Origin of the sequence: Paraeggerthella hongkongensis (assembly GCF_003726035.1) — a bacterium.
In the GTDB taxonomy this organism is placed as follows: domain Bacteria; phylum Actinomycetota; class Coriobacteriia; order Coriobacteriales; family Eggerthellaceae; genus Paraeggerthella; species Paraeggerthella hongkongensis.
This window is the reverse complement of the sequence record NZ_QICD01000013.1, coordinates 1-20,687: the sequence shown is the minus strand read 5'-3', so window position 1 is coordinate 20,687 and position 20,687 is coordinate 1. Positions and strand designations below refer to the sequence as shown.

The 20,687-nt window shown below is 61.3% G+C and carries 21 protein-coding genes; 18 read left to right on the top strand and 3 right to left on the bottom strand.

The annotated features are described in order from the left end of the window. Positions 1-518 precede the first annotated feature (518 nt). The 13 genes from DMP08_RS12505 (at position 519) to DMP08_RS07490 (ending at position 12,971) form a co-directional block, all read left to right on the top strand. On the top strand, positions 519-773 hold the full coding sequence (locus DMP08_RS12505) for a hypothetical protein (RefSeq protein WP_244596870.1): 255 nt from the start codon (positions 519-521) through the stop codon (positions 771-773). A gap of 463 nt (positions 774-1,236) precedes the next feature. Then, entirely contained in the window at positions 1,237-2,529 is a 1,293-nt protein-coding gene (locus tag DMP08_RS07545; RefSeq protein ID WP_123192322.1) for an MFS transporter, read from the top strand. A 164-nt stretch (positions 2,530-2,693) separates the two neighbouring features. Further along, positions 2,694-3,968: a CaiB/BaiF CoA transferase family protein gene (locus DMP08_RS07540; protein ID WP_123192321.1), complete on the top strand. Its 1,275-nt coding sequence runs from the start codon at positions 2,694-2,696 to the stop codon at positions 3,966-3,968. Between the two features lie 123 nt (positions 3,969-4,091). Further along, entirely contained in the window at positions 4,092-5,249 is a 1,158-nt protein-coding gene (locus DMP08_RS07535; protein ID WP_123192320.1) for an acyl-CoA dehydrogenase family protein, read from the top strand. A 50-nt stretch (positions 5,250-5,299) separates the two neighbouring features. Further along, entirely contained in the window at positions 5,300-6,847 is a 1,548-nt protein-coding gene (locus tag DMP08_RS07530) for a class I adenylate-forming enzyme family protein (RefSeq protein ID WP_123192319.1), read from the top strand. An 82-nt stretch (positions 6,848-6,929) separates the two neighbouring features. After that, complete coding sequence (locus tag DMP08_RS07525; RefSeq protein ID WP_123192318.1) at positions 6,930-7,391, top strand: MaoC/PaaZ C-terminal domain-containing protein; 462 nt, start codon at positions 6,930-6,932, stop codon at positions 7,389-7,391. 30 nt (positions 7,392-7,421) lie between these two features. Continuing rightward, positions 7,422-7,961 carry a MaoC family dehydratase gene (locus DMP08_RS07520; protein WP_123192317.1) on the top strand — a complete coding sequence of 180 codons (540 nt, stop codon included), beginning with the start codon at positions 7,422-7,424 and terminating at the stop codon, positions 7,959-7,961. A 182-nt stretch (positions 7,962-8,143) separates the two neighbouring features. Beyond that, positions 8,144-8,902 carry an adenine nucleotide alpha hydrolase family protein gene (locus DMP08_RS07515; protein WP_123192316.1) on the top strand — a complete coding sequence of 253 codons (759 nt, stop codon included), beginning with the start codon at positions 8,144-8,146 and terminating at the stop codon, positions 8,900-8,902. A gap of 17 nt (positions 8,903-8,919) precedes the next feature. Beyond that, the gene (locus DMP08_RS07510) at positions 8,920-9,807 is read left to right on the top strand and encodes an electron transfer flavoprotein subunit alpha/FixB family protein (protein ID WP_123192315.1); all 888 of its coding nucleotides are present in this window, start codon (positions 8,920-8,922) and stop codon (positions 9,805-9,807) included. 64 nt (positions 9,808-9,871) lie between these two features. Then, the gene (locus DMP08_RS07505; RefSeq protein ID WP_123192314.1) at positions 9,872-11,167 is read left to right on the top strand and encodes an FAD-dependent oxidoreductase; all 1,296 of its coding nucleotides are present in this window, start codon (positions 9,872-9,874) and stop codon (positions 11,165-11,167) included. After that, positions 11,164-11,463: a ferredoxin family protein gene (locus DMP08_RS07500; protein WP_123192313.1), complete on the top strand. Its 300-nt coding sequence runs from the start codon at positions 11,164-11,166 to the stop codon at positions 11,461-11,463. Before DMP08_RS07505 ends, DMP08_RS07500 begins: the two co-directional genes overlap by 4 nt. An 82-nt stretch (positions 11,464-11,545) precedes the next feature. After that, positions 11,546-11,983: a MarR family winged helix-turn-helix transcriptional regulator gene (locus tag DMP08_RS07495; RefSeq protein WP_161555437.1), complete on the top strand. Its 438-nt coding sequence runs from the start codon at positions 11,546-11,548 to the stop codon at positions 11,981-11,983. Positions 11,984-12,143: 160 nt separating this feature from the next. Then, positions 12,144-12,971 carry a nitrilase-related carbon-nitrogen hydrolase gene (locus tag DMP08_RS07490; RefSeq protein WP_123192311.1) on the top strand — a complete coding sequence of 276 codons (828 nt, stop codon included), beginning with the start codon at positions 12,144-12,146 and terminating at the stop codon, positions 12,969-12,971. Between the two features lie 219 nt (positions 12,972-13,190). Here DMP08_RS07490 and DMP08_RS07485 read toward each other — a convergent pair whose 3' ends face one another. Then, positions 13,191-14,537 carry a purine-cytosine permease family protein gene (locus DMP08_RS07485; RefSeq protein ID WP_123192310.1) on the bottom strand — a complete coding sequence of 449 codons (1,347 nt, stop codon included), beginning with the start codon at positions 14,535-14,537 and terminating at the stop codon, positions 13,191-13,193. A 286-nt stretch (positions 14,538-14,823) separates the two neighbouring features. Between DMP08_RS07485 and DMP08_RS12500 the strand changes: the two genes are divergently transcribed. From DMP08_RS12500 to rsgA, 4 genes are read left to right on the top strand one after another with little or no spacing between them, the layout of a single operon-like run. Beyond that, positions 14,824-14,961: a hypothetical protein gene (locus DMP08_RS12500; protein ID WP_170158411.1), complete on the top strand. Its 138-nt coding sequence runs from the start codon at positions 14,824-14,826 to the stop codon at positions 14,959-14,961. A 55-nt stretch (positions 14,962-15,016) separates the two neighbouring features. Continuing rightward, positions 15,017-16,537: a TrkH family potassium uptake protein gene (locus tag DMP08_RS07480; protein WP_123192309.1), complete on the top strand. Its 1,521-nt coding sequence runs from the start codon at positions 15,017-15,019 to the stop codon at positions 16,535-16,537. A gap of 41 nt (positions 16,538-16,578) precedes the next feature. Then, positions 16,579-17,148, top strand: coding sequence for a hydrolase (locus DMP08_RS07475; protein ID WP_244596869.1), 570 nt, complete (start codon positions 16,579-16,581; stop codon positions 17,146-17,148). A 51-nt stretch (positions 17,149-17,199) separates the two neighbouring features. Further along, the gene (rsgA, locus tag DMP08_RS07470) at positions 17,200-18,192 is read left to right on the top strand and encodes a ribosome small subunit-dependent GTPase A (protein WP_123192308.1); all 993 of its coding nucleotides are present in this window, start codon (positions 17,200-17,202) and stop codon (positions 18,190-18,192) included. Positions 18,193-18,403: 211 nt separating this feature from the next. On the opposite strand, the gene DMP08_RS07465 is transcribed toward rsgA, so the two are convergent. Continuing rightward, a complete protein-coding gene (locus DMP08_RS07465; RefSeq protein WP_123192307.1) occupies positions 18,404-18,676 on the bottom strand; it encodes a DUF6092 family protein in 273 nt (90 codons plus the stop codon). Positions 18,677-18,685: 9 nt separating this feature from the next. Next, entirely contained in the window at positions 18,686-19,204 is a 519-nt protein-coding gene (locus DMP08_RS07460) for a nitroreductase family protein (protein ID WP_123192306.1), read from the bottom strand. Between the two features lie 656 nt (positions 19,205-19,860). On the opposite strand from DMP08_RS07460, the gene DMP08_RS07455 reads away from it, so the two are divergent. Beyond that, a complete protein-coding gene (locus tag DMP08_RS07455) occupies positions 19,861-20,427 on the top strand; it encodes a QueT transporter family protein (protein WP_123192305.1) in 567 nt (188 codons plus the stop codon). Positions 20,428-20,687 lie beyond the last annotated feature (260 nt).

Here is a 20,687-nt window from a genome sequence, read left to right as displayed (position 1 = left end):
GTGCGCGGAGCCTCCCCAAACGCAGGGGCGGGACCGGTTAAAGAGGCGAACTTGACCGCGCATGCTTCAGTCTATGTCTGCAACTGCCTCGGCGTTCCCGCCGTAGAGCGGCAGCGTTCGCTCCGCAAGCAACGCGCCCGTCTGAAGCGGCAGCCCGGCCAGCCTCGTCGGCCTTGCCGGTCTTGCCGGTCGCATACCGGAGGCGATCTGGCCGCAGGGTTTTTCGATCCTGCCAAAACGGACGAGTTTTGCGGCGATTTTTCGTCTCTCGCAGGCAGGTTGCCAAGGGGCGTTTTTCATCATGCCTGGTCAGAGCGCTGCTTGCTGTATTTATCCTGATTCGAGGATCAGCAAAACTCGTTTGTTTTGACAGAACCTCGTTTCAGTAATACTTTAGTTACTACATATTTTTAAGAACATAAAATTACATGTTGACGTATTACGAAGCGGTAGATACTATATGACCCATCGATCGAGGCAACGGGCCTCGACTCTGGGCAACGTTCTAGGGGACTGATATGTTCGTTCTTGATGTCAAGTCGCATATCAAGCGTAACCATCGCTTACGGCAAGCCAAGATGGGCATGCTTATGAGCAAGTGGGCCTGGAACCGCAGGATTTGCCCTCGCCAGTTCAAAGCGTTCTTCTCGCGTTTCACGCTTCCGAAAGAAACCGCTCTGTTTTCAAATCAACTTCAAACGCGTCGCGTTTCTTGCTCGTCTGCTAACTACGGCGAAGCATCTGCGACCAAACTCTTCATTTTCATAGCTTGACGAGGCATGCCTTGGTCACGTGCGCCCTTCTTCGGGAGCCGGGCCATGTTGTATTCGGACTGCCTAGAGAAAGGGGTTGAAGGTATGGCGTAGCAGCGCCACACCTTCCCGGAGACGAACCGGCCTACCCCCTGACCGATCCAAGCCATAGGAATCGATACCGCAAAGTATAGACGAAACTTGTTCAGATGCCGCCGATTTCGGCGACTGGCAGGTCACTTCGCGTGTTTTGACCATCCTACTCATAGGTTAGGGACTTCAGCCATACGCTCCTGGAAGGCCGGCCACCGTGCATGGGGCATGTCACGGTGCCGTCTGCGAATCAAACTTTGCGTCGAGCGATCTTGCAGGATTCGCGGCGACGTGCAGCTTTATTCGCAGAGTGGAAAACGTACTACAACGTTGGAAGCAATGTTGGACACGAACCCGGAGGGGGACGCGTCCGCGCAACAGGAGGTAATCAATGGCTACTGATACAGCCAAGAAAAAGGGGATTCACTTCGCATGGTTCGTCCTCGTCGGCGTTTTGCTGATGATGGGTCTGTGCCGTGGCGGCATCAACAGCGGCATGGGTCTGTTCTTCCAGCCCATCAGCGCTGATATGCATATCGGCGTGGGTGAAGTGGCGATGATGTCGTCCATTTCCGCTCTCGTCACCATGTTCTGGAGCCCGTTTGCGGGTCGTTTGCTGGACAAGTTCGATATTCGCATTGTCACCATCGTGGGCGTTATCGTCCAGGCGGGCGCCTTCGGGGCGTTGTCCCTGGTCGACGCCGTGTGGGGCTTCTACGCACTGGCTGCGCTCATGGCGTTCGGCTCGGTGTTCGTGACCCAGCTGGTGGGTCCCATGATGATCAACCGCTGGTTCAAGGATAAGAACGGCCTGGCCATGGGCATCATGATGAGCTTCGTCGCCATCTGCTCCGCCGTCCTCTCGCCGGTCGTTTCCTCCATCATCGCTTCGTCCGGTTGGCGCATGGGCTACATCGTGCTGGGCGTGCTCGCTCTCGTGGTCGTCATCCCGGCTGCGCTGTTCTTGTTCCGCACTCCCGAGCAGAAGAACACGCTGCCCTTGGGCGCTACCGAAGAGGATGCGAAGGCTCAGGCTGCCGACCCGGCCGCCGCTGCCGCCGCTGCCAAGAACCTGCCCGGTTTGACCTCCAAGCAAGCTCTGAAGACCCCGACGTTCTGGTTCTTCTTCATCTTCATGGTGCTGCTCACCGGCACGCTGGCGTTCGCCTCCATTGTTCCCACGCTTGCCATTGAGGCCGGCTTCGACACCGTGACCAGCGGCTTCGCCATGACGGCGTACATGATTGGCACGGCTATCGCCGCTATCGTGTTCGGTACGATCTCCGACAAGCTGGGCCCCCTGAAGGCCACGATGGTTGCTTGCGCCTGCGGCATCATCGCGCTGGTCGGCTTGATCTTCTTCCGCACGAACCTGTACATGTTCTTCGGCTCTCTGTTCTTCTACGGCTGCCTGTCCGCCACCCTGGGCGTTATCGGCCCGCTGGTTCTGGGCACGCTGTTCGGCCAGAAGGAGTTCGGCTCCATCTACGGCATCGTCATGATGGCCACGGGCATCGGTTCCATGATCCTCATCCCGGCGTACGGCTTCATCTACGACGCCACGGGCAGCTTCACTCCGGCCCTCATCATGATCCTCGGCTTCATCGTTGTCTGCGCCATCTCCATGATCATGGCCTTCAAGACCGGCAAGAAGGTCCAGGCCATGTGGATGCCGAAGGCATAACCGCACCACGTGCGCGATGCCGGGTTCGGGCGCGCGGCCCGGCATCGCATATGAGAATCGCGCCACCACCCTTTGGTTTCTGCGGGGCACCGCCCCGTGCATGACGACCCCGAACGGTCGGGGTATCGCCGAAACATCCATCCTGAGAAAGAGGAGGAAGCATCATGGCTCTGAAACTACTGGAAGGCATGAAGGTTATCGAGATCGCCGCGTTCATGGCAGCTCCCATGGGCGGCCGCATCCTGGGCGAGTGGGGTGCCGACGTCATCAAGGTTGAGCCGCCCACTGGCGACAGCAACCGCGGTATCGGTCTTGCACGTCATATCTACAACGGCGACCAGGCTGGTTGGGACTCCATCAACGCCAGCAAGCGCTGCATCACGCTGGACACCCGCAACCCCGAGGGTCTTGCCATCCTGAAGGAAATGCTGAAGGACTGCGACGTGTTCCTGTCGCACCTGCGTCCGAAGGACTCCAAGAAGCTCGGTCTTGACTACGAGAGCCTGTCCGCCATCAACCCGAAGATCATCTGCGGTTCCACCTCGGGCTACGGCACCAAGGGCGAGTGGGCCCCGCGCGGCGGCTTCGACGCTGCCTCCTATGCGGCTCGCGCTGGCTACGACCTGGACTGCCCCATCAAGGGCGACAACCCCATGATCCCGTACTTCGGCTTCGGCGACATCCCCACGGGCACCTACCTGGCGATGGCCGTGCTGGCTGCATACGTGGAGCAGCAGCGCACCGGCAAGGGCCAGGACGTCAACGTGGCGCTCATGCATGCCGGCATGTGGAGCGTGGGCGTGCCCATCGTGACCGCTGCCTACGGCGACGAGTATCCCACGGATCCGAACTCCGTGCTTCCGCTGGCTCGCCCGTACATGTGCTCCGACGAGAAGGCTATCGCGCTTATGGGCCTGCAGTGGCACAACTCCTGGCCGGAGTTCGTGCATGCGTTCGGCATGGACGAGGGCTACATCGCCAAGTGGCCTGACTACCAGACCGCGCTTGCCGCTTCTGCCGAGATCACCCCGATCATCACCGAGGTGCTGGCTGCCGTGACCCGCGACGAGGCCATCGAGAAGCTCATGACCACCGACATCCCGTTCGACCTGTGCCAGCACTTCGCCGACCTGCAGGACGACAAGCAGGCTTGGGACGCCGGCTTCTTCCAGGGCATCGACTATCCCTCGGGCAAGCACATCGGCATCGTGAAGGCTCCCGCCATCTTCTCCTCGGGCGAGGCTGAGTTCCAGGCCAGCGGCTATCCGGGCGAGTTCACCCGCGAAGTCCTCAAGGAGTACGGCTTCGACGACGCCAAGATCGACGAGCTGCGCGAAAAGGGCATCGTGACCGAAGAGGACCAGTGGAATAAAGACCAGTACAACATGGAAAAGATGATGGCCGCCGCCGCTGCCGCCAAGAAGAAGGCTGCTGAATAACAGCAAAGCAAGAACGACCGGTGGCTGCACGCCGGTTCGAAGAAATACCGTTTCCGATCCGTGCGGGGGTGCGCTCCCCGCGCCCCCGCACGGAGCAACAACACGCCCAAGGAGGCACCACCAATGATCGATTTTTCCAAGACCGAGGAGCAGGAACTGCTTCTTGAGAGCATCAAGGAGCTTCTCGAGCGCGAGTTCCCGCCCGAGAAGGAGCGCGAGTGCTACCGCAATGCCGAGTTCCCCTGGGACGCCTGGAAGGCCATGGCTGAGGCTGGCTTTACGGGTCTCGGTCTGCCCGAGGAGGTTGGCGGCACCGATGTCGACCTGATGACGGTTGCTTTGGCCAACTTCACCATCGCTCGTTACGGCGGCCCGCTGTCCGCGTTCTACTCCATGGGCATGCCCACGATGTTCGACGTGTGCGCGTTCGGCACGCCCGAGCAGATCGAAAAGTACGTCAAGCCCTACATCGAGGGTGGCGCTCCCTTGGCTCTGGGCATCTCCGAGCCTTCGACGGGTTCCGACGTTGCCGGCATGCAGACGTCCTATGCGTGGGACGGCGACACCGCGGTCATCAACGGCGGCAAGCACTACACCACGTGCGGTATGGAGGCTCCGGCCATCATCGTCATCGCCAAGGACCCCACCGTTGACAACGTGCACCGCGGCGCTACGATGTTCCTGGTCGACCGCGACACTCCGGGCGTGACCATCAACAAGCTCCCGAAGATGGGTCACGAGGATGCTCCCACCAGCATCTGCGAAGTGTTCCTGAACGACGTGCGCCTGCCTCGCTCCGCCATTTTGGGTCAGGAGCACAACGGCTTCATGCAGACCATGCACAACTTCACGCGTGAGCGCATCGCCAACGTGTCCGGCGTTATCGCTACGGCTGTAAACGCGTTCGAGGATGCTTGCGCGTACGCGAACCAGCGCGAGCAGTTCGGTCAGCAGATCGGTCGCTACCAGCTGGTGCAGGAAATGGTCATGAACATGGCCTGCAAGATCGAGAACATGATGAACATGCTGTACAAGCTGTGCTGGAAGGCCGACAACGGCGAAGACGTGCGCATCCTGGCCGGCATGGCGAAGTACTACTGCTCCAAGACCACGTGCGAAGTGGTCGACGACGCTGTGCAGATTCTGGCCGGCATCGGCGTGGTGGGCGACCATCGCGTGGGCCGCTACTACGTTGACATCCGCAGCTGCCGCATCGCGGGCGGTTCCGATCAGGTTATGGTGTTCAACACCGCTCCGCAAATTCTCAAGCAGTACCGCTAGTCTGATAGTCGCATTGCAGGAGGGTACGGTTCGAAGGGGGGTTGACGTTTATGAGCTCACGGCATGAAGGCATTCCGAAGAAGTCCATCGATCTTGCCCGGCAGCTTAGAAGGCTTGCTGAAGCATGGGGAGATGAGACAGCGCTGGTCGAAGTCGCCAACAACGGATCCGAGCGCAGCATGTCGCGCAAAGAGTTGTTCGAGGCGGTGGAGAAAGTGGCCAGCCACCTACATGCTCAGGGTATAGCCGAAGGAGACTTCGTAGCTGTTGCCTTGCCTAACTGCCTCGAGCATGCGGTGGTCACCATCGCGGCTTGGCAGTTGGGAGCCTGCTGTGTGTTCATGCCCCCCAAGGGAACCGCTTCTGAAAAGCGCGATCTGCTTGGTTTGATTGACTGCCGTCTTCTTGTGTCGGACTGGGATTTCGAAGGATCTCACGGTGCGGCTACGCGAGAGGACGTGCGCGAATGGATGGCCGGAGATTTCCCGGAGGGTTCCGAAAACCTGCCCTTTTTCGCCTGCACGCCGATGCGCGCGGTGGCAACGGGCGGGTCGTCCGGGAAGCCGAAGCTGGTGGTGCAGGGGATCAAGCCCGCGTACTGCGGTGCCGACCTGGAAAGCTGGACGGCTATGACCGGCCAGATTGCATGGGGTCGACAGCTGGTGCCGGGTGCGTTGTTCCACAACCTGTACAACAACACTACCTACATCGGCTTGTTCTTCGGGCAGACCGTGTATTTGATGGAGCGGTTCAACGCTGCACGTGCGCTTGAACTGATTGAGAAGCACCAGATCGATTGCATTGGCTTGGTGCCTACCATGATGGAGCGCATGATGGCCGAGCCGTCGTTCGCGACGCGCAACCTGAGCACCTTGAAGGCGGTGTTTCACAGCGGCGGGCCTTGCCCCGACCGCGTGAAGCTTGGCTGGATCGATCGTTTGGGCGCAGATTGCGTGTACGAAATGTACGCGGCAACCGAGATGGTGGGTTCCGCCGTCATCCGGGGCGACGAGTGGCTTGAGCATCGCGGCAGCGTGGGGCGACCCGTGGGGTGCGCGTTCCAGATCAGGGGCGAGGAGGGCGAGGTTCTGCCAGCCGGACAGGTTGGCGAGATCTTTGGCAAACCGGTTCCTGGCCTGATAACGCATTACGTGGGAGCACCGTCCATAGCGGCCGATGATGAGGGCTACTGCAGCGTGGGGGACATGGGCTGGCTTGACGCTGACGGCTATCTGTACATATCCGACCGCCGGGTAGACATGATTGTTACCGGCGGAAAGAACGTGTACACGGCCGAGGTGGAGAACGCCCTGTTCGATTACCCGGGCATTCAAGATGCCGTGGTGATCGGCATTCCCGATGAGGAGTGGGGTCGGCGCGTGCATGCCATCCTGGAGCTTGAGGCGGGAGCGGATGCATCGTCGATATCGTTCGATGATTTGAGCGCGTTTCTTCGTACGAAGATCAGCGGGTACAAGTGCCCGAAGACGTTCGAGATCATCGAGTGCATGCCCCGCACCGATTTCGGCAAGATTAGAAGAAAAGAGCTCATCGAGCAGCGCCTGCAAGGGCTGTCCGAGCATGAGCCTTGCGCATAAGCGCGAACAACGGTATTACCCCGCCGCCGCCGACGGCGGGCATTCGATACAAAGAAGCACTACCTATTAAGGAGGAGTCAGAATGCTGCAAGCACCGATGTACTTCGAGGACGTTGAGGTTGGTTACAAGTTCCAGTCTCCCGGTGGCCGCACCATCACCAACGCTGAAGTGGTGAACTTCGCGCAGATCACGGGCGACTACAACCTGGTCCACCTGGACAAGGAGTTTGCTAAGACCGGCATGTACGGCAAGAACGTTGCTCACGGCGCGCTCACGCTGACGCTGGTGGGCGGCATGCTCAAGCGCACGGAGTTCTGGACGGCCACGTCCGAGACTCTGGGCGATCTGACGGGCTTCAAGCATGTGAAGTTCTTCAACCCGGTGTTCTTTGACGACACGATCCACCTGGAGTGCGAGATCATCGGCAAAGAGGACAACGGCGACGGCACGGGCACCATCGAGATCTCCATCCTGGGCATCAACCAGGAAGGCACGACCTGCCTTGACAACGTGCGCTACTACTCCATCGCCAAGAAGAACTAACACAAGCAACCATCTGAGGAGGATCTCATTATGAACGAGCAACTGCAGGCAGCTTTCGACGCGAAGTTCAAGGACACCTGGTTCTTCGAGGACGTGCCCCTGAACCACAAGACGCCGATCACCACGGGCCGCACCATCACCGAGGCTGACATCCTGAACTTCGCCGGCATCTCCGGCGAGTGGGCTCCCATTCACATGGATCTCGAGTACTGCAAGGCTCACGGCCATGACACCGTGTTGGCTCAGCACATGCTGATCTACACGTTCACGCCGTCCATCAACCCCTCTGACCCGATGATGGCCAAGATGAACAACTCCATTCTTGCCACCAAGGGCACGAAGAACTGGAAGTTCCTGAAGATGCCGGCCGTGGGCGACACCGTCTACACCACGTCCGAGATCGTTGCCAAGGACGACAACAAGCCCGAGCGCGGCGTCATCATCATCCAGATGTCGATGGTCGACCAGAACGGCGACGTGCTCCAGACCGGCGAGTACCACCTGGTTCTGGCCAAGAAGATCTTCTTTGAGAAGCAGTTCGAGGAAGCCGCTGCCAAGCATCAGCAGTAGCAGTAGCGCTGCGCGCCGTGGCCGGCCCCTCCCCGGTCGGCCACGGTACCGCCTGCGGGCATGGACGCTTGGTCCAACCGCTGCGTATCGCCACCGCTCTGTGCGGTACCCAACCGTTTGGTCGAAGCGTCTATGCCGCAAGCGCGGCGTACTGACGATAAGTTAGAAAGGATAGCCATACCATGAACATCATCGTTCCCATCAAAGTGCTGGCCGACGATCAGGACATCGTCGTCGCTGCCGATAGGAGCCTGGACGACTCCAAGGCCCATCGCATCGTCTCCACCTACGATCTGAACGCCCTCGAGGCCGCGGCCCAGCTGGCCGCCGCGCACGACGGCTCGAAGGTCGTCGCCGTGTCGGTCGCCGATGCGAAGGCCGACGACTCGAAGCTGAAGAAGGGCATCCTGGCCCGCGGCATCGACGAGCTGGCCATGATCGCCGACGACGCCTGCGCCGATCTGGACGCGCACGCTACCGCCGCCATGCTCGCGAAGCTGATCGGCGCGCAGGACGCGTTCGACCTGGTCGTGTGCGGCGACGGCTCCGCCGACAACTACGCGCAGCAGGTCGACGTGCAGCTGGCCGACGCGCTGGGCCTGCCGGTCGTCACGGCGGTGTGCGCCATCTCCGTCGAGGGCGGCGTCGCGACGTGCGACCGCATGCTCGAGTCCCAGGTCCAGACCGTCCAGGTCGACCTGCCCGCCGTCGTGTCCGTGGTCCCCGACGTCGCGCTGCCGCGCATCCCGGGCATGAAGGACATCCTGGCCGCCGGCAAGAAGCCCTCCACGGTCGACGCCGCCTCCGAGGCCGCCCCGGCCGTCGTCGAGATCGTCGAGACGAAGGCCCCGCAGCAGGCCGAGCGCAAGCTCGAGATCCTCGACGCCTCCGTCGACGGCGATATCGAAAAGTTCGCAGCCGCCCTCAAAGCGGCCCTGTAGGAAAGGTTGGTGCAGCAATGAAAGCACTCGTTATAGCCGAAACCCCGCTCGCCGCGCGCGCCCTGTGCGCGGGAGCCCGCACGATGGCCGACGAGGTCGTCCTGGTGGCCCCCGGCGTCGAGCCGACGGTCGGCGTCGCCGACAAGGCCGTCCACATCGACGTCCCCGCAGGCTCCGCGATCGACGACGCGTACGCGACCGTGAACGCGATCGCCGACGCCGAGGCCCCGTCCGTGGCGCTGGTCGAGCCCACGCGCCGCTGCAAGGTGCTCGCGGGCCGCTTGGCCGCGCACGCCGGGACCGCCGCCGTCACCGACGTCATCGAGTTCGCCGACGGCCTGGCCACCACCATGTACTTCGGCGGCGTGGGCCAGCGCAAGAGCAGGCCGACCGGCGGCCTGGCCGTCTACACGGTAGGCGCGGGCGTGTTCGACGAGTCCGCCGCCACGGGCACCGACGTCGTCGAGGAGGCGGCGTTCGAGGCTCCCGAGCGCGCCCTGCGCGTCACGGGCGAGAAGGACCTGCCCGCCAGCGACGTCGACCTGCCCGCCGCCGACGTGGTCGTGGCCGGCGGCCGCGGCTTCGCCGAGGAGGCCGACCTCGGGCTCATGCGCGATCTGGCCGCCAAGATCGGGGGCGAGTGCGGCTGCTCGCGCCCGCTCGCCGAGGGCGTGGACTGGATGCCCAAGGAAGCCTACATCGGCGTGTCCGGCGTGATGCTGGCCCCGAAGGTGTACGTGGGCATCGGCGTCTCCGGCCAGATGCAGCACATGGTGGGCGTGAACCGCGCGGGCACCATGTTCGCCGTCAACAAGGACAAGAACGCCCCCATCTTCAAGCAGTGCGACTACGGCATCGTGGGCGACCTCAAGACGGTCCTGCCCGCGCTGTGCGCGGCCCTGTAGGGAGCCGGCGCGAAAGGGGCCGCGGGAAGCGGCCCCTTCACCCCGATACGAGAAAGGATAGGACATGGCTGATTTCGACGCGATCGTCGTCGGGTCCGGCTGCGCCGGGGCCGTGGCGGCCTACGAGCTGGCGCGCGCCGGCAAGTCGGTCCTCGTGGTCGAGCGCGGCAACTTCGCCGGCGCCAAGAACATGACGGGCGGGCGGATCTACTCGCATTCGCTCAAGAAGGTGTTCCCGGACTTCGAGCAGGAGGCGCCCCTCGAGCGCAAGATCACCCACGAGCGCATGGCGTTCATGGACCCCGCGGCGCAGCTGGCAGTGGACTTCGCCAGCCCCGAGCTGGCGGAGGAGGGCAAGGACTCCTACAGCGTGCTGCGCGCGCCGTTCGACCAGTGGCTGGCCTCGAAGGCCGAGGACGCGGGCGCCGAGTACATCTGCGGCATCGCCGTGGAGGAGCTCTTGAAGGACGATTCCGGCAAGGTCTGCGGCGTGCGCGCCGGCGAGGACGAGATCCCCGCCGACGTGGTCGTCCTGGCCGAGGGCGTGAACTCGCTTCTGTCCGAGAGGTGCCTGGGCAATCCGCGCCCCAAGGCCTCGCAGATGGCCGTGGGCGTCAAGCAGGTGTTCGAGCTGCCGGCCTCCCAGATCGAGGACCGCTTCTTAGTGCCCGAGGGCGAGGGCGCGGCCATGCTGTTCGTGGGCGACTGCACGCACGGCAACGTGGGCGGCGGCTTCCTGTACACCAACAAGGACTCCATCTCGCTCGGCCTCGTGGCCACCATCTCCACCGCGGCCGACGCATCGAACCCGTGCCCGGTGTACCAGATGCTCGAGGACTTCAAGAGCCACCCAGCCGTGGCGCCCATCATCCGCGGCGCGAAGCTGGTGGAGCACTCCGGCCACATGGTGCCCGAGGGCGGCTACGACATGATCCCGCAGTACGTCTTCGACGGCTGCCTGGTGGCCGGCGAGACGGCGGGCCTGTGCATGAACATGGGCTACCAGGTGCGCGGCATGGACTTCGCCGTGGCGTCGGGCCAGATGGCGGGGCAGGCCGCCGTCAAGGCGCTGGACGCGGGCGACACGAGCGCGGCGGGCCTGGCTTCGTACAAGCAGGCCATGGAAGACTCGTTCGTCATCAAGGACCTGCAGACCTTCCGCAAGTGGCCCCACGTCATGGAGGGCTGGGACCGCATGTTCGGCGAGTACCCCGTCATGGTGAGGGAGATCTTCAACGCCATGTTCAGCGTGGACGGCGCGCCGCAGAAGCCGCTCGTGAAGCGCATGATGCCCATCGTGAAGAAGCGCGGGCTGTTCAAGCTCGCAGGCGAGGTGCGAAAGGCGGTGAAGGCGCTGTGAGCAAGGTATGCGAGATCACGGTCAACGTCGACGAGTTCCTGGCGTTGGACAAGTACGAGGTGGACGAGGAGAACGCCCACATCGAGCTGGCGGACGACCCTGACACCGAGGAGTTCCTCAAGCTGGTGCGCGTGTGCCCGGCGGCCCTCTACAAGATCGACGAGTCGGGCGCGAAGTCGTTCGACTACGCCGGCTGCCTGGAGTGCGGCACCTGCCGCATAGCCTGCGAGGGCACCATCGTGAAGAAGTGGGAGAACCCCCAGCCCACCATGGGCGTGGAGTACCGCTTCGGATAGGATTCCGCTATCCTAGACAGAGTATGTAGATTCGAGTAAGCGAAAGGCCCCGATGAAGGCTTCCCTTCAAGAAATAGCGATCGTGACCGAGCTTTTCCGGTTGGTGAAAGAGGTCAACCGGACGTGTTCGCAGCCGTACATGGCGCGCATGGGCCTTTCGCAACTCGAAGCCGATGTCCTGATGGTTTTGTCAGGGCATCAGAAGAAAGGCGAAACGATCCGTCCCGGGTCGCTCGCCCGATTGCTCCGTATGCCCGCCAGTTCGCTGTCGCAGGCGCTCAAACCGCTTGAAGACAAAGGGTACGTGAAGCGGGAGCGGCTACGCGATGACGCGAGAACCGTGTCTATTGAGCTGACGGAACATGGGTGGGGGCTTGCGGAGCAGTGCCAGTACGAGATGCACGCGCTTATCACGGAATTCTGCAACACGATTGGCGTGGACGAGATCGAAGATCTTATGGCATCGCTCGACAAGGTGTTGGAATTCGCGAATTCGTACGGCCGCCCAACGCGCGTTTAGCAATCTGCTCCGTACGCTCGGCTGAAACCCAGCGCTTGCTGCGGCTTTCGTCCTGCTGCGTCCATCTTCCCGACATTCGGCTGCTTGTTCTTTGGCGTTCTGCGTTGGTCATGAGATAATGCCGTCAAGACGAAATCTGCACCCAATAAAGGAGTTGTTCATGACCGAAGCGAAGCGCACGGCGCGTTTGGCGCTCGTCCAGTTTGAAAGCGTCCTGTGCGATCCGGCCGCCAATACCGAAAAAGCTTGCCGCATGATAGCCGAGGCTGGGGCGCAAGGCGCCGACCTGGTGATTCTTCCGGAGCTGTTCTCTACGGGGTATCAGCTGAACATCGTGGGCCCTCGCATCGTGGAGCTTGCCGAGCCGGTGGAAGGTCCTACGGTTGCGGCGTTGTGCGAAGCTGCTCGCGCTGCGAATTGCTACGTGGTTGCCGGTCTTGCGCTGACGTACGACTTGACCGGCGTGGTGTACAACAGCTCCGTGTTCATTGACCGCGGCGGCAACCTCATGGGCACGTACGACAAGCAGCATCTGTGGGCTTTGGAGCGTTTCTACTTCCGCTCCGGCTGCGACTGCCCCGTGTTCGAGACCGATTTCGGGCGCGTCGGCGTGATGATCTGCTACGACATGGGCTACCCGGAGGTGGCGCGCATGTTGGCCTTGCAAGGTGCCGACCTGGTGGTATGTCCCAGTGCGTGGTGCGCCGAGGATATGGATGTGTGGGACGTGAACGCCCCTGCCCGCGCACTGGAGAACACGGTGTTCCTGGCGGCGGTGAATCGTTTCGGTGAAGAGGACGGCCTGTCCATGCCCGGTCGTTCGCTGGTGTGCAATCCGCGCGGTCATGTGGTGGCGCAGCTGGAGGATCCTGCCGAAGGCGTGCTGTATGCGGATATCGATCTGAGCGAGATAGACGGCTTCCGCGAGCGCAGCCCCTATCTGCGCGACCGTCGCCCCGACTTGTACGATTTGGTGCTGCTGCCGTAAGGGGGGCGCCTTCGTCGGGCCTGCCGCTATCGCCGGCGTTCCCATCGCGCTGAAAGCCGGCGCCGCCTGCATTGTCGATCCAAAAACACGTTTTTCGGGCTGAAAACGTGTTTTTGGATCGACAATGTGCTTTCAGGCAGATTTGCGTACAAACGAAAGGCCCCGCCGGCGCAGCGTGCGCGAGCGGGGCCTTCTGCCTATGAACGAAATGCTCTTCGCTTACAGAACCTGATCCGTTTCCGCGAACGTGATCACGTCCTGCTTCTTGATGCCGGCGTAAGCCTTCATGATGGCCCAGTACAGCACACCTGCCAGGATAAGCGAGTTCAGGCCCGGAATGCCGATTGCCATGATGCTGGTGATTTCGCCCACGGCGAAGCCGGCGATCCAACACACGATTGCGATGGGGTTCCAGTTCTCCACCTTCGCAGGCAGCTGGCCTTTGGCGCGCGACTCGTCGAGCGTCTTGCGGCTGCGGCGCAGCACGAAGTAGTCGATGACCATGATGCCGGCAACGGGGGGAATCGCCACGCCCAGCAGCACCAGGAAGTCGGTGAAGTAGTTGATGATGCCGATAACGGACAGCGCCGTGCCCACAATGCCCAGGGTCCATACCAGCGCGTTGCGGCTGAGCTTCTTGTTGAACAGGGCGTTCAGCATGGTGGCCAAGCCCAAGCTGGATGAATACAGGTTGATGTCGTTGAGCTTGACCGTGGAGGCCACTACGATGATGACGCCGATGATGCCCGAGGTGCCCATCATGATGTCGACGACGTTCTCGGTTCCCATGGCGTGCGCCAGCATGACGGCCAGAAGGTTCATGCCCAGCTCGCCCACGAAGGTGCCGATGAGCGTCATCCAGAACACCTGGTTGCCGTTCTTCAGGAACCGCGCGTAGTCGGGGGTGCAGATGGCGCCGGCGATGAAGCCGCCCGCAACCATGGTGGTTGCCGCGCCCAGCGTGAGCGCCGGTCCCGGAGGGGCGGTGGTCAAAAGCTCGGTCAGCGAGTGGTTCTGCAGGATGATTGCCGCAGCCACGATGACCACGATCACGAACAGGGGCACGAATATGGCCGCGAAGTTCGCGATGGCCTTGATGCCGAACACGACCAGAAGCGTGATGCCCAGGCCGGTGATGATAGCCCAGACCGGATACTCCATGCCGCCCAAAAAGTCGGTCAGCGTGACGATGCTGGCCATGCCTTCGCCGAACACGGAGTTCTGCACGCCGAACCAGCCGACCATCGAAATGGCCACCACGCCGCCGAACAGAGCCGAGCCGCCCTTGCCGAAGCCCGCCCAGCGAGAAAGCAGGCTGGTCGACAGGCCTTCGTGCGCCGCCGCCGTGCCAAGCGCCCAGCTGACCACCTGCAGCAGCACCGATCCCAACATGGTTGCCAAAAACGCGTCCCAGAACGTCATGCCGAAGCCGAGCGCGGCTCCCAGCATGAGCTGCGACACGCAGCAGATCGCGCCGATCCTGATGAAGAGAATCCGCCAAAACGGCTGTTTCGCTTCATCAGGAACGCGCGACAACGAGTAGTCGATGTCTTCTTCCGTTGCCATTGCTGTTCCTTTCCGTCCCATACGCTTTCGCGACGGGAAACCCCATGTCCGCACGAATGGTTATAAATTTGTGCGGGCGATTAAAAGATTCGGAAATTATACCTTGACACCCCTTATGCAAGCCCCGCAGGTGAAAAGTTTAACGATTAAGTGTCGATTTCTTTGCTGAACGCCCTTGCGAACGGGCTGCGAATATGCAAAGCTGGCGCTTCGGCGTCTTTTCGGGGTTGTGCGCTGTTGTCGAGCTGGCGTGTCGTGTTGCGCATATTTGTACTAGAATACCTGCATGCGCAAAAGAAAACAGGACATTCGCCAAGCTATCGAGACGCCAGCCCTGGGGTTCGGCGTTGTGATGCTGGCGATGCTTTGCTTTTTGCTTGCGCTGTGGGCGCTTATCATTGTCGTAAGGGTCGTGCTGGATTGATCGGCTTCGAGATAACACCGCGCGTCTGCGGAATAAAGCGAGGTTAGAGCGCACCATGTGGCAGCGGTTCACCTTATACGATGTCCGGGTCATCGGCCATTACCTGGGCGTGCTCGTGCTGTTCTCGTCTTTGGCGTTGTTGGTGCCGTTTGCGACGGCTCTTGCGTTTCAAGAGTGGATTCCTGCGGCCAACTATCTGCTGACCATTGGCGTTTCTCTTATTATAGGTTCTGGCCTGCGCTTTTTACGCATAGAGCCCGGACGGCTCAATCGCCAGCAAGCCCTTGTTGTCACCGGTTTGGCTTGGATCGTGCTGGCTATGGTTGCCACGATTCCCCTTCACTTGTCGGGTCACTACGAAACGTACCTTGACGCCCTGTTCGACGGTGTGTCGGGCATTACCACCACCGGTGCAAGCATCATTACCGACCTGGACCACCTGTCGAACGCAGACAACATGTGGCGCTTCATGATGCATCTGATCGGCGGTTTGGGACTCATTGTTGTGGCGTTGTCGTTCGGCCTGTTCGGCAAGCGCGCGGGCGCCAGCCTGTACATGTCCGAGGGTCGAAGCGAGCACGTGGTTCCCAACGTGGTTCAAACCACGCAGTTCATTGCGAAAATCGCCATCGGCATCATTCTTATTGCGACCGTCATCCTGACGGGCATGTGCCTGTTCATAGGGATGGAGCCGTCGCGCGCGCTTTTGCAGTCGCTGTGGCTGTCGATTTCAGGCTTCATGACCGGCGGATTCGCGCCCATGAGCCAAAGCGTCATGTACTATCATTCCCTGCCCATCGAGTTGGTGCTCATGCTGCTCATGCTGCTGGGGTCCATCAACTTCGTACTGCATTCCGAGGTGTGGAAGGGCCATGTCGAAGTGTTTTTCAAAGACCTGGAAATTCGCACCATGGTTTTGTGGATTGCAGTTATGACCTGTGTTTTTGCAGCTTCCTTGAGCGCAAGCTCAGAGTTTTCTAACCTGCCGGCCATGCTGCGGCGCGGCTTGTTCACGGTGATTTCCGCTTTCTCGACCACGGGTTTTCAAAACGTCACCACGAACCAGCTGACCACGGCTCTTTCGTCCGGCGCGTTTTTAGTGGTAGCCATTCTGATGGCCGTCGGCGGCAGCGGCGGGTCTACTTCGGGCGGTTTCAAATTCAGCCGCATGGGCGTCATCATGAAATCTTTGGTGGCAACCATCAAGGAAGCGCTTGCGCCCGACTCCGCACGTGTTGTAGTCGATTACAACCATGTTGGCCGTCGCATTCTTTCGCCTGAAGTGGTGAAAGAGGCTATGACGGTGTTCGTGCTGTACGTGGCCACGTATGCGATTGGCTCGCTGGTGGGCATCGCCCATGGCTACGATGCGACGCAGGCTATTTTCGAATCGGTGGCTATGGCCAGCAACGGCGGCATTTCTTCGGGGCTCGCGGCTCCGGGTATGCCGGTCACCCTCGAGTTGTTCTACATCCTTCAAATGTGGGCCGGTCGTCTTGAGTTCGTGACGCTTCTGGCGCTTATCGTTGAAATTGTCGTGTCGCTTGATCCCCGAAGGTTGGTGCATCGGTCGTGAGCGTGCCGTGGTGCAATAGGAAAAGAGCGTGGCGGGCGGCGGTGACGGTTCTGCTTGCGTGCATCCTGGTCTGGGGCTTTGCATCGGCCGGCGCTACTGCAGCGGCGTATGCCGAAGAGGCTGAAGCGGGGAACGCGGTGAACCCGCAGCAGCTTCCCGACAGCTCGTTCATCTACGATACGTCCATCGCCGATTTGAGCGAGGCCGACGCGTATTACGATAACCAAACCGTGCAAGTAACGGGCGAGGCTATTGGCGATAGCATCAAAGAGGGTTTGGACGGAAGGCATCGTTGGATCACGCTTTCGTCGCCGGGCGATTCGGCAACCATTACGGTGTACATGTCGAGCGAGGCGGCAGCGAAAATAGACACGTTCGGCGCGTACGACAGAAAAGGCTCCATCGTGCAGGTGCGAGGAACGTTTCACCTGGTGTGCCCGGAGCACGAGGGTTTGTCGGACTTGCATGCCGAAGTTGTGACCGTCATCGAGCCCGGCGAGCGAAAGCAGGATCCGTTCGTGTTCGGAAGGTTCGTTCCCGGTATCGTGGTCGTGGCCATTGGCCTTGCCATGACGGGCGTATTCTATTGGTTGAGGGAGCGCCAGCGCTAGCGCTTTTGACGGTGGAGGTGCGGTTGTGCCGATTGGAGCAGAGGAGGACACTTGCAAAGGGCCCAGGTAGTCAAGCTTGATCGTGGATATCCGCTTGTGCGATGCGACGATGGGGCGCTTGTGCGATGCGAACATGCAACGGCGCTGGTCAAGGGCGAGGAAGTGCGCGCCGTGATCGGCGATTTCGTTGAAGTGGACGTGCCGGAGGGGCATGACAAGGGCATCATAGCCAGTATTCTTCCGCGTACGCGCGCGTTCGTGCGCAAAGATCCGACCGAACGGGCGCTTCCGCAGGTGCTTGCCGCGAACTTCGACCGCGTGTTCGTGGCGCAGCCCCTTGCCGACGTGAACGCTCGTCGGCTTGAGCGCGAGCTGGTGCTGGCTTACGAAACGGGTGCCTTGGTGACCGTTGTGCTGACTAAGGCGGATCTTGCCGAGGACGAAGCGCATGTGGCCGAGGTGCGCGATCGCGTGCGCGCGCTGGTGGGTCCCGACGTGCAGACGCTGGTGGTCTCTGAAAACGATCCTGCCAGCGTGGAGGCCGTGCGCGATCTGGTGCCCCGAAATACGACTGCCGTGCTGCTGGGAAAGAGCGGCGTGGGGAAGTCGAGTCTGGTGAACATGCTGGTAGGAAGCGATATTCAAGAAACGACGCCCGTGCGCGACGACGGGAAGGGCCGTCATACCACGGTAAGCCGCGAGATGGTTCCCATTCCCGGCGGCGGGTTCATGGTGGATATGCCCGGCGTGCGCGGCTTGGGTTTGTGGGAGGCCGATGCGGGTATCGGCGCTGCGTTCTCGGACGTGGAAGAGATTGCCGAGAGCTGTCGATTTCGCGATTGCCGCCATGTTGACGAGCCCGGGTGCGCCGTGCGTGCTGCGGTGGAGGCCGGCGAGATCAGCAAGGAACGGTTCGCATCCTATCGAGTGCTCAAGCAGGAAACCGCTGACCTGCGCGAACGTCGCGAGGAGGCTCGCCGCATGCGCGGAGAGAAGGCATCCGATCGCAAGGGCGGAAAGGGTCGCGCGCGCAGGAAGCGGTAGGGCTGGGTTGGGCAAAACCAAAAGCGGGCAACGCCATGGCGAAGGTGGCGCTCGACATGGCGACCCCAAATCGCAAGAACCTGCCAGTCAGCGCAGTTTTTCGCGCGCAAGCTTCCCTTGCGGCGGCAACAAGCGGGTAGAGCGTCGACAAATTGCCGAGGGTTCGCCTGCTTGTCGCCCGGCGCGCATCCGGTCACGCTGCGGGTTTTCGCTACACGCATTCCACTAGTTTGGCGGCCGCATCGTTGAGCATGGCGTAGAACGAATCTTCGTCGGTCATGCAATCGTTCTTTCGTTCGTCGATGAGCTGGGCCAGTTCTTGCAAGGCTGCTGCACGATCGGCGTCCTCTTCGGCTAGCATGAGGGCAAGGCGCTTGGACGCCTCGATCAAACGCAAGGGGCCGTAAGCTTCCGGCTCTCCCTGCAATCCCGCAGCCGACGTCACCATGTACACGAGCAATTCCATTGCGCTGTTCGCTTTCATGCTGCACTCCTAATTCCAGGTGTTGTAGAAGGCGATCTCGGCCAGGGACTTGCGCGCGGGCGCTTTCGGCTCGTTCGCTGGATGGCCTATCGCGATCACCAGCTCGATGACTAGGTTGTCGGGTAGGTTGAGGATGCGTCGCAGCGCCGCGTCGTTGTAGGACTTGATGGCGCAAGTGCCCAGCCCCCGATCGGCTGCCGCCAGCATGATGTTCTGCGAGGCGTACGCGCAGTCAAGCGTTGCGAACTCGTCCGCGCCTTTCGCGCCGCCCTTCTTTTGCGCATATGCACGGTCGGAGCACACGATGATGAGCGCTGGTGGGTTGCCGCTCATGCCCGGCGAGAACAGGTCGATTTTGCGTACCAGCTGCGGATCGGTTACGATGCCGAATTTCCACGCCTGCACGTTGCTTCCCGACGGTGCCCAAGTGCCCGCTTCCACCAGTTCTTCAAGCACGCTGATCTCCACCGGTTCGTCCGTGAAGGCGCGCACGCTTCTGCGCTGCTGTATCGCTTGCAAGGTTTCCATGCGGTTCCGGCTTTCTCTTCGGGCGTGGACGCGTGATGTCCTTTCTGTCGTATTCTACCCGACGAGTTGCGGATGGGTTGCGCGCGTTGCGCTCCCAGCCCGATGGTCTGGCGGCAGGGAGAAGGTCTGTTGGTGGGATCGTTCGATCCGTTCGTGGCGCAAAATCCCCGGTCTGCGCTGATGGACAAGGGCTCTCGACAGCCGTCGAATCCGCTGCGTCTCGGTGATCTGGTTCGTTGATGCGGGCGCACAAAACGACCGCGCCCGACAAGCCGCGCAAGGAGCGCAGGCCCGCGATTTCGTGCCCAAAAAAATCGCGGGAAAGGCACCGAGCCGCGCGTTCGGCCATCGGCTCCCTGCGCGTTCAACCTCCTGCGTCCTTGCGCGCAGAACAGCGGCGCAGACGCCCGCGTGCGAACGAGCGCCAAGCCAACAGCGCCCTCGCCCCTGGCCTCTTGGCTTTGCTGCGCGAGCGTCGCGCGGCGCGACACGGCGCGCTCAAGGCTCGCTTCTCTGCTATACTGCCTTCTGACTTTGCGCTGCGGATCTCACGCCCGCATCGGAAGGTCTCGCATTTGCATCGTTGGGCCCTGCACTTGCGACCTATAGTTGCCCAAAGCCCGCGGCGCTTGCCGTGCGGAGACAAGGAGATATCCATGAACAAGAAGACGACGTATGTCGCCCAAGCGGGCATGATCGCGGCCGTGTATGCTGCGGCAACGCTGGCGACCCTCATCCTGCTGCAAGGTTTAGCCTGGGGACCGGTGCAGTTTCGCATCTCGGAGGCGGTGTGCGTGCTGGCGGTGTTCACGCCTGCGGCCGTTCCCGGTTTGACCGTCGGCTGCGTCATTGCGAACCTGATTGCGTTGGCTGTCAACGGTACGGGCGCGCTTGGCATGCTTGACGTGGTGTTCGGCAGTTTGGCCACGTTTGCAGGGGCGCTCTGGTGTTGGAAGATGCGCGAAAAACCGAAGCTGGCGCTGCTTGGCCCGGTGATAGCGAACGCTCTTATCGTGCCGGCGTACCTGCCCTTGATCCTGCAAGGTTTGGGCTACTACACCATTCCGTTCACCAGCATTGCGCTCGATGGCATGTATCTTCCCATGTACCTGTTCGGCGTGGTGGCGACCGGTTTGGGTGAGGCGCTGGTCATGTACGTGCTGGGTCTTCCCCTGTTGACGGCGCTCAAGCGCTTTGGCGTGGTGAGGCAGCCCGACGCGTAAGCCCATCTGACGAGTTCGCACTCCGGCGCGCCTGGGGCGTACCGGGCGCGGATCTTCGAATCGCATATTCTGTTTCACGCGGGGCGCCGAATTGTCGGCGCCCTTTTGGATGTTCTATAGGTTCTATAGGTGCGGTTGAATTGCGAAGTCAGCCGAACACCCTTGTTTAAATAGGCGTTTGTGCAGTTAGCCGGACGTTTTGAAGTGTTTTGAGTCTGTTGCCTGATCTCACGATCAGGGGTTTTGCTTTGATCTCGGGC

What these genes read in the sequence shown, in the direction of transcription:
- DMP08_RS07545 (WP_123192322.1), top strand. Translation starts at nt 1,237, where the DNA reads ATGGCTACTGATACAGCCAAGAAAAAGGGGATTCACTTCGCATGGTTC.
- DMP08_RS07510 (WP_123192315.1), top strand. Translation starts at nt 8,920, where the DNA reads ATGAAAGCACTCGTTATAGCCGAAACCCCGCTCGCCGCGCGCGCCCTG.
- DMP08_RS12500 (WP_170158411.1), top strand. Translation starts at nt 14,824, where the DNA reads ATGCGCAAAAGAAAACAGGACATTCGCCAAGCTATCGAGACGCCAGCC.
- DMP08_RS07455 (WP_123192305.1), top strand. Translation starts at nt 19,861, where the DNA reads ATGAACAAGAAGACGACGTATGTCGCCCAAGCGGGCATGATCGCGGCC.
- DMP08_RS07505 (WP_123192314.1), top strand. Translation starts at nt 9,872, where the DNA reads ATGGCTGATTTCGACGCGATCGTCGTCGGGTCCGGCTGCGCCGGGGCC.
- DMP08_RS07485 (WP_123192310.1), bottom strand. Translation starts at nt 14,537, where the DNA reads ATGGCAACGGAAGAAGACATCGACTACTCGTTGTCGCGCGTTCCTGAT.
- DMP08_RS07480 (WP_123192309.1), top strand. Translation starts at nt 15,017, where the DNA reads ATGTGGCAGCGGTTCACCTTATACGATGTCCGGGTCATCGGCCATTAC.
- DMP08_RS12505 (WP_244596870.1), top strand. Translation starts at nt 519, where the DNA reads ATGTTCGTTCTTGATGTCAAGTCGCATATCAAGCGTAACCATCGCTTA.
- DMP08_RS07490 (WP_123192311.1), top strand. Translation starts at nt 12,144, where the DNA reads ATGACCGAAGCGAAGCGCACGGCGCGTTTGGCGCTCGTCCAGTTTGAA.
- DMP08_RS07535 (WP_123192320.1), top strand. Translation starts at nt 4,092, where the DNA reads ATGATCGATTTTTCCAAGACCGAGGAGCAGGAACTGCTTCTTGAGAGC.
- DMP08_RS07525 (WP_123192318.1), top strand. Translation starts at nt 6,930, where the DNA reads ATGCTGCAAGCACCGATGTACTTCGAGGACGTTGAGGTTGGTTACAAG.
- DMP08_RS07520 (WP_123192317.1), top strand. Translation starts at nt 7,422, where the DNA reads ATGAACGAGCAACTGCAGGCAGCTTTCGACGCGAAGTTCAAGGACACC.
- DMP08_RS07460 (WP_123192306.1), bottom strand. Translation starts at nt 19,204, where the DNA reads ATGGAAACCTTGCAAGCGATACAGCAGCGCAGAAGCGTGCGCGCCTTC.
- DMP08_RS07540 (WP_123192321.1), top strand. Translation starts at nt 2,694, where the DNA reads ATGGCTCTGAAACTACTGGAAGGCATGAAGGTTATCGAGATCGCCGCG.
- DMP08_RS07515 (WP_123192316.1), top strand. Translation starts at nt 8,144, where the DNA reads ATGAACATCATCGTTCCCATCAAAGTGCTGGCCGACGATCAGGACATC.
- DMP08_RS07530 (WP_123192319.1), top strand. Translation starts at nt 5,300, where the DNA reads ATGAGCTCACGGCATGAAGGCATTCCGAAGAAGTCCATCGATCTTGCC.
- DMP08_RS07465 (WP_123192307.1), bottom strand. Translation starts at nt 18,676, where the DNA reads ATGAAAGCGAACAGCGCAATGGAATTGCTCGTGTACATGGTGACGTCG.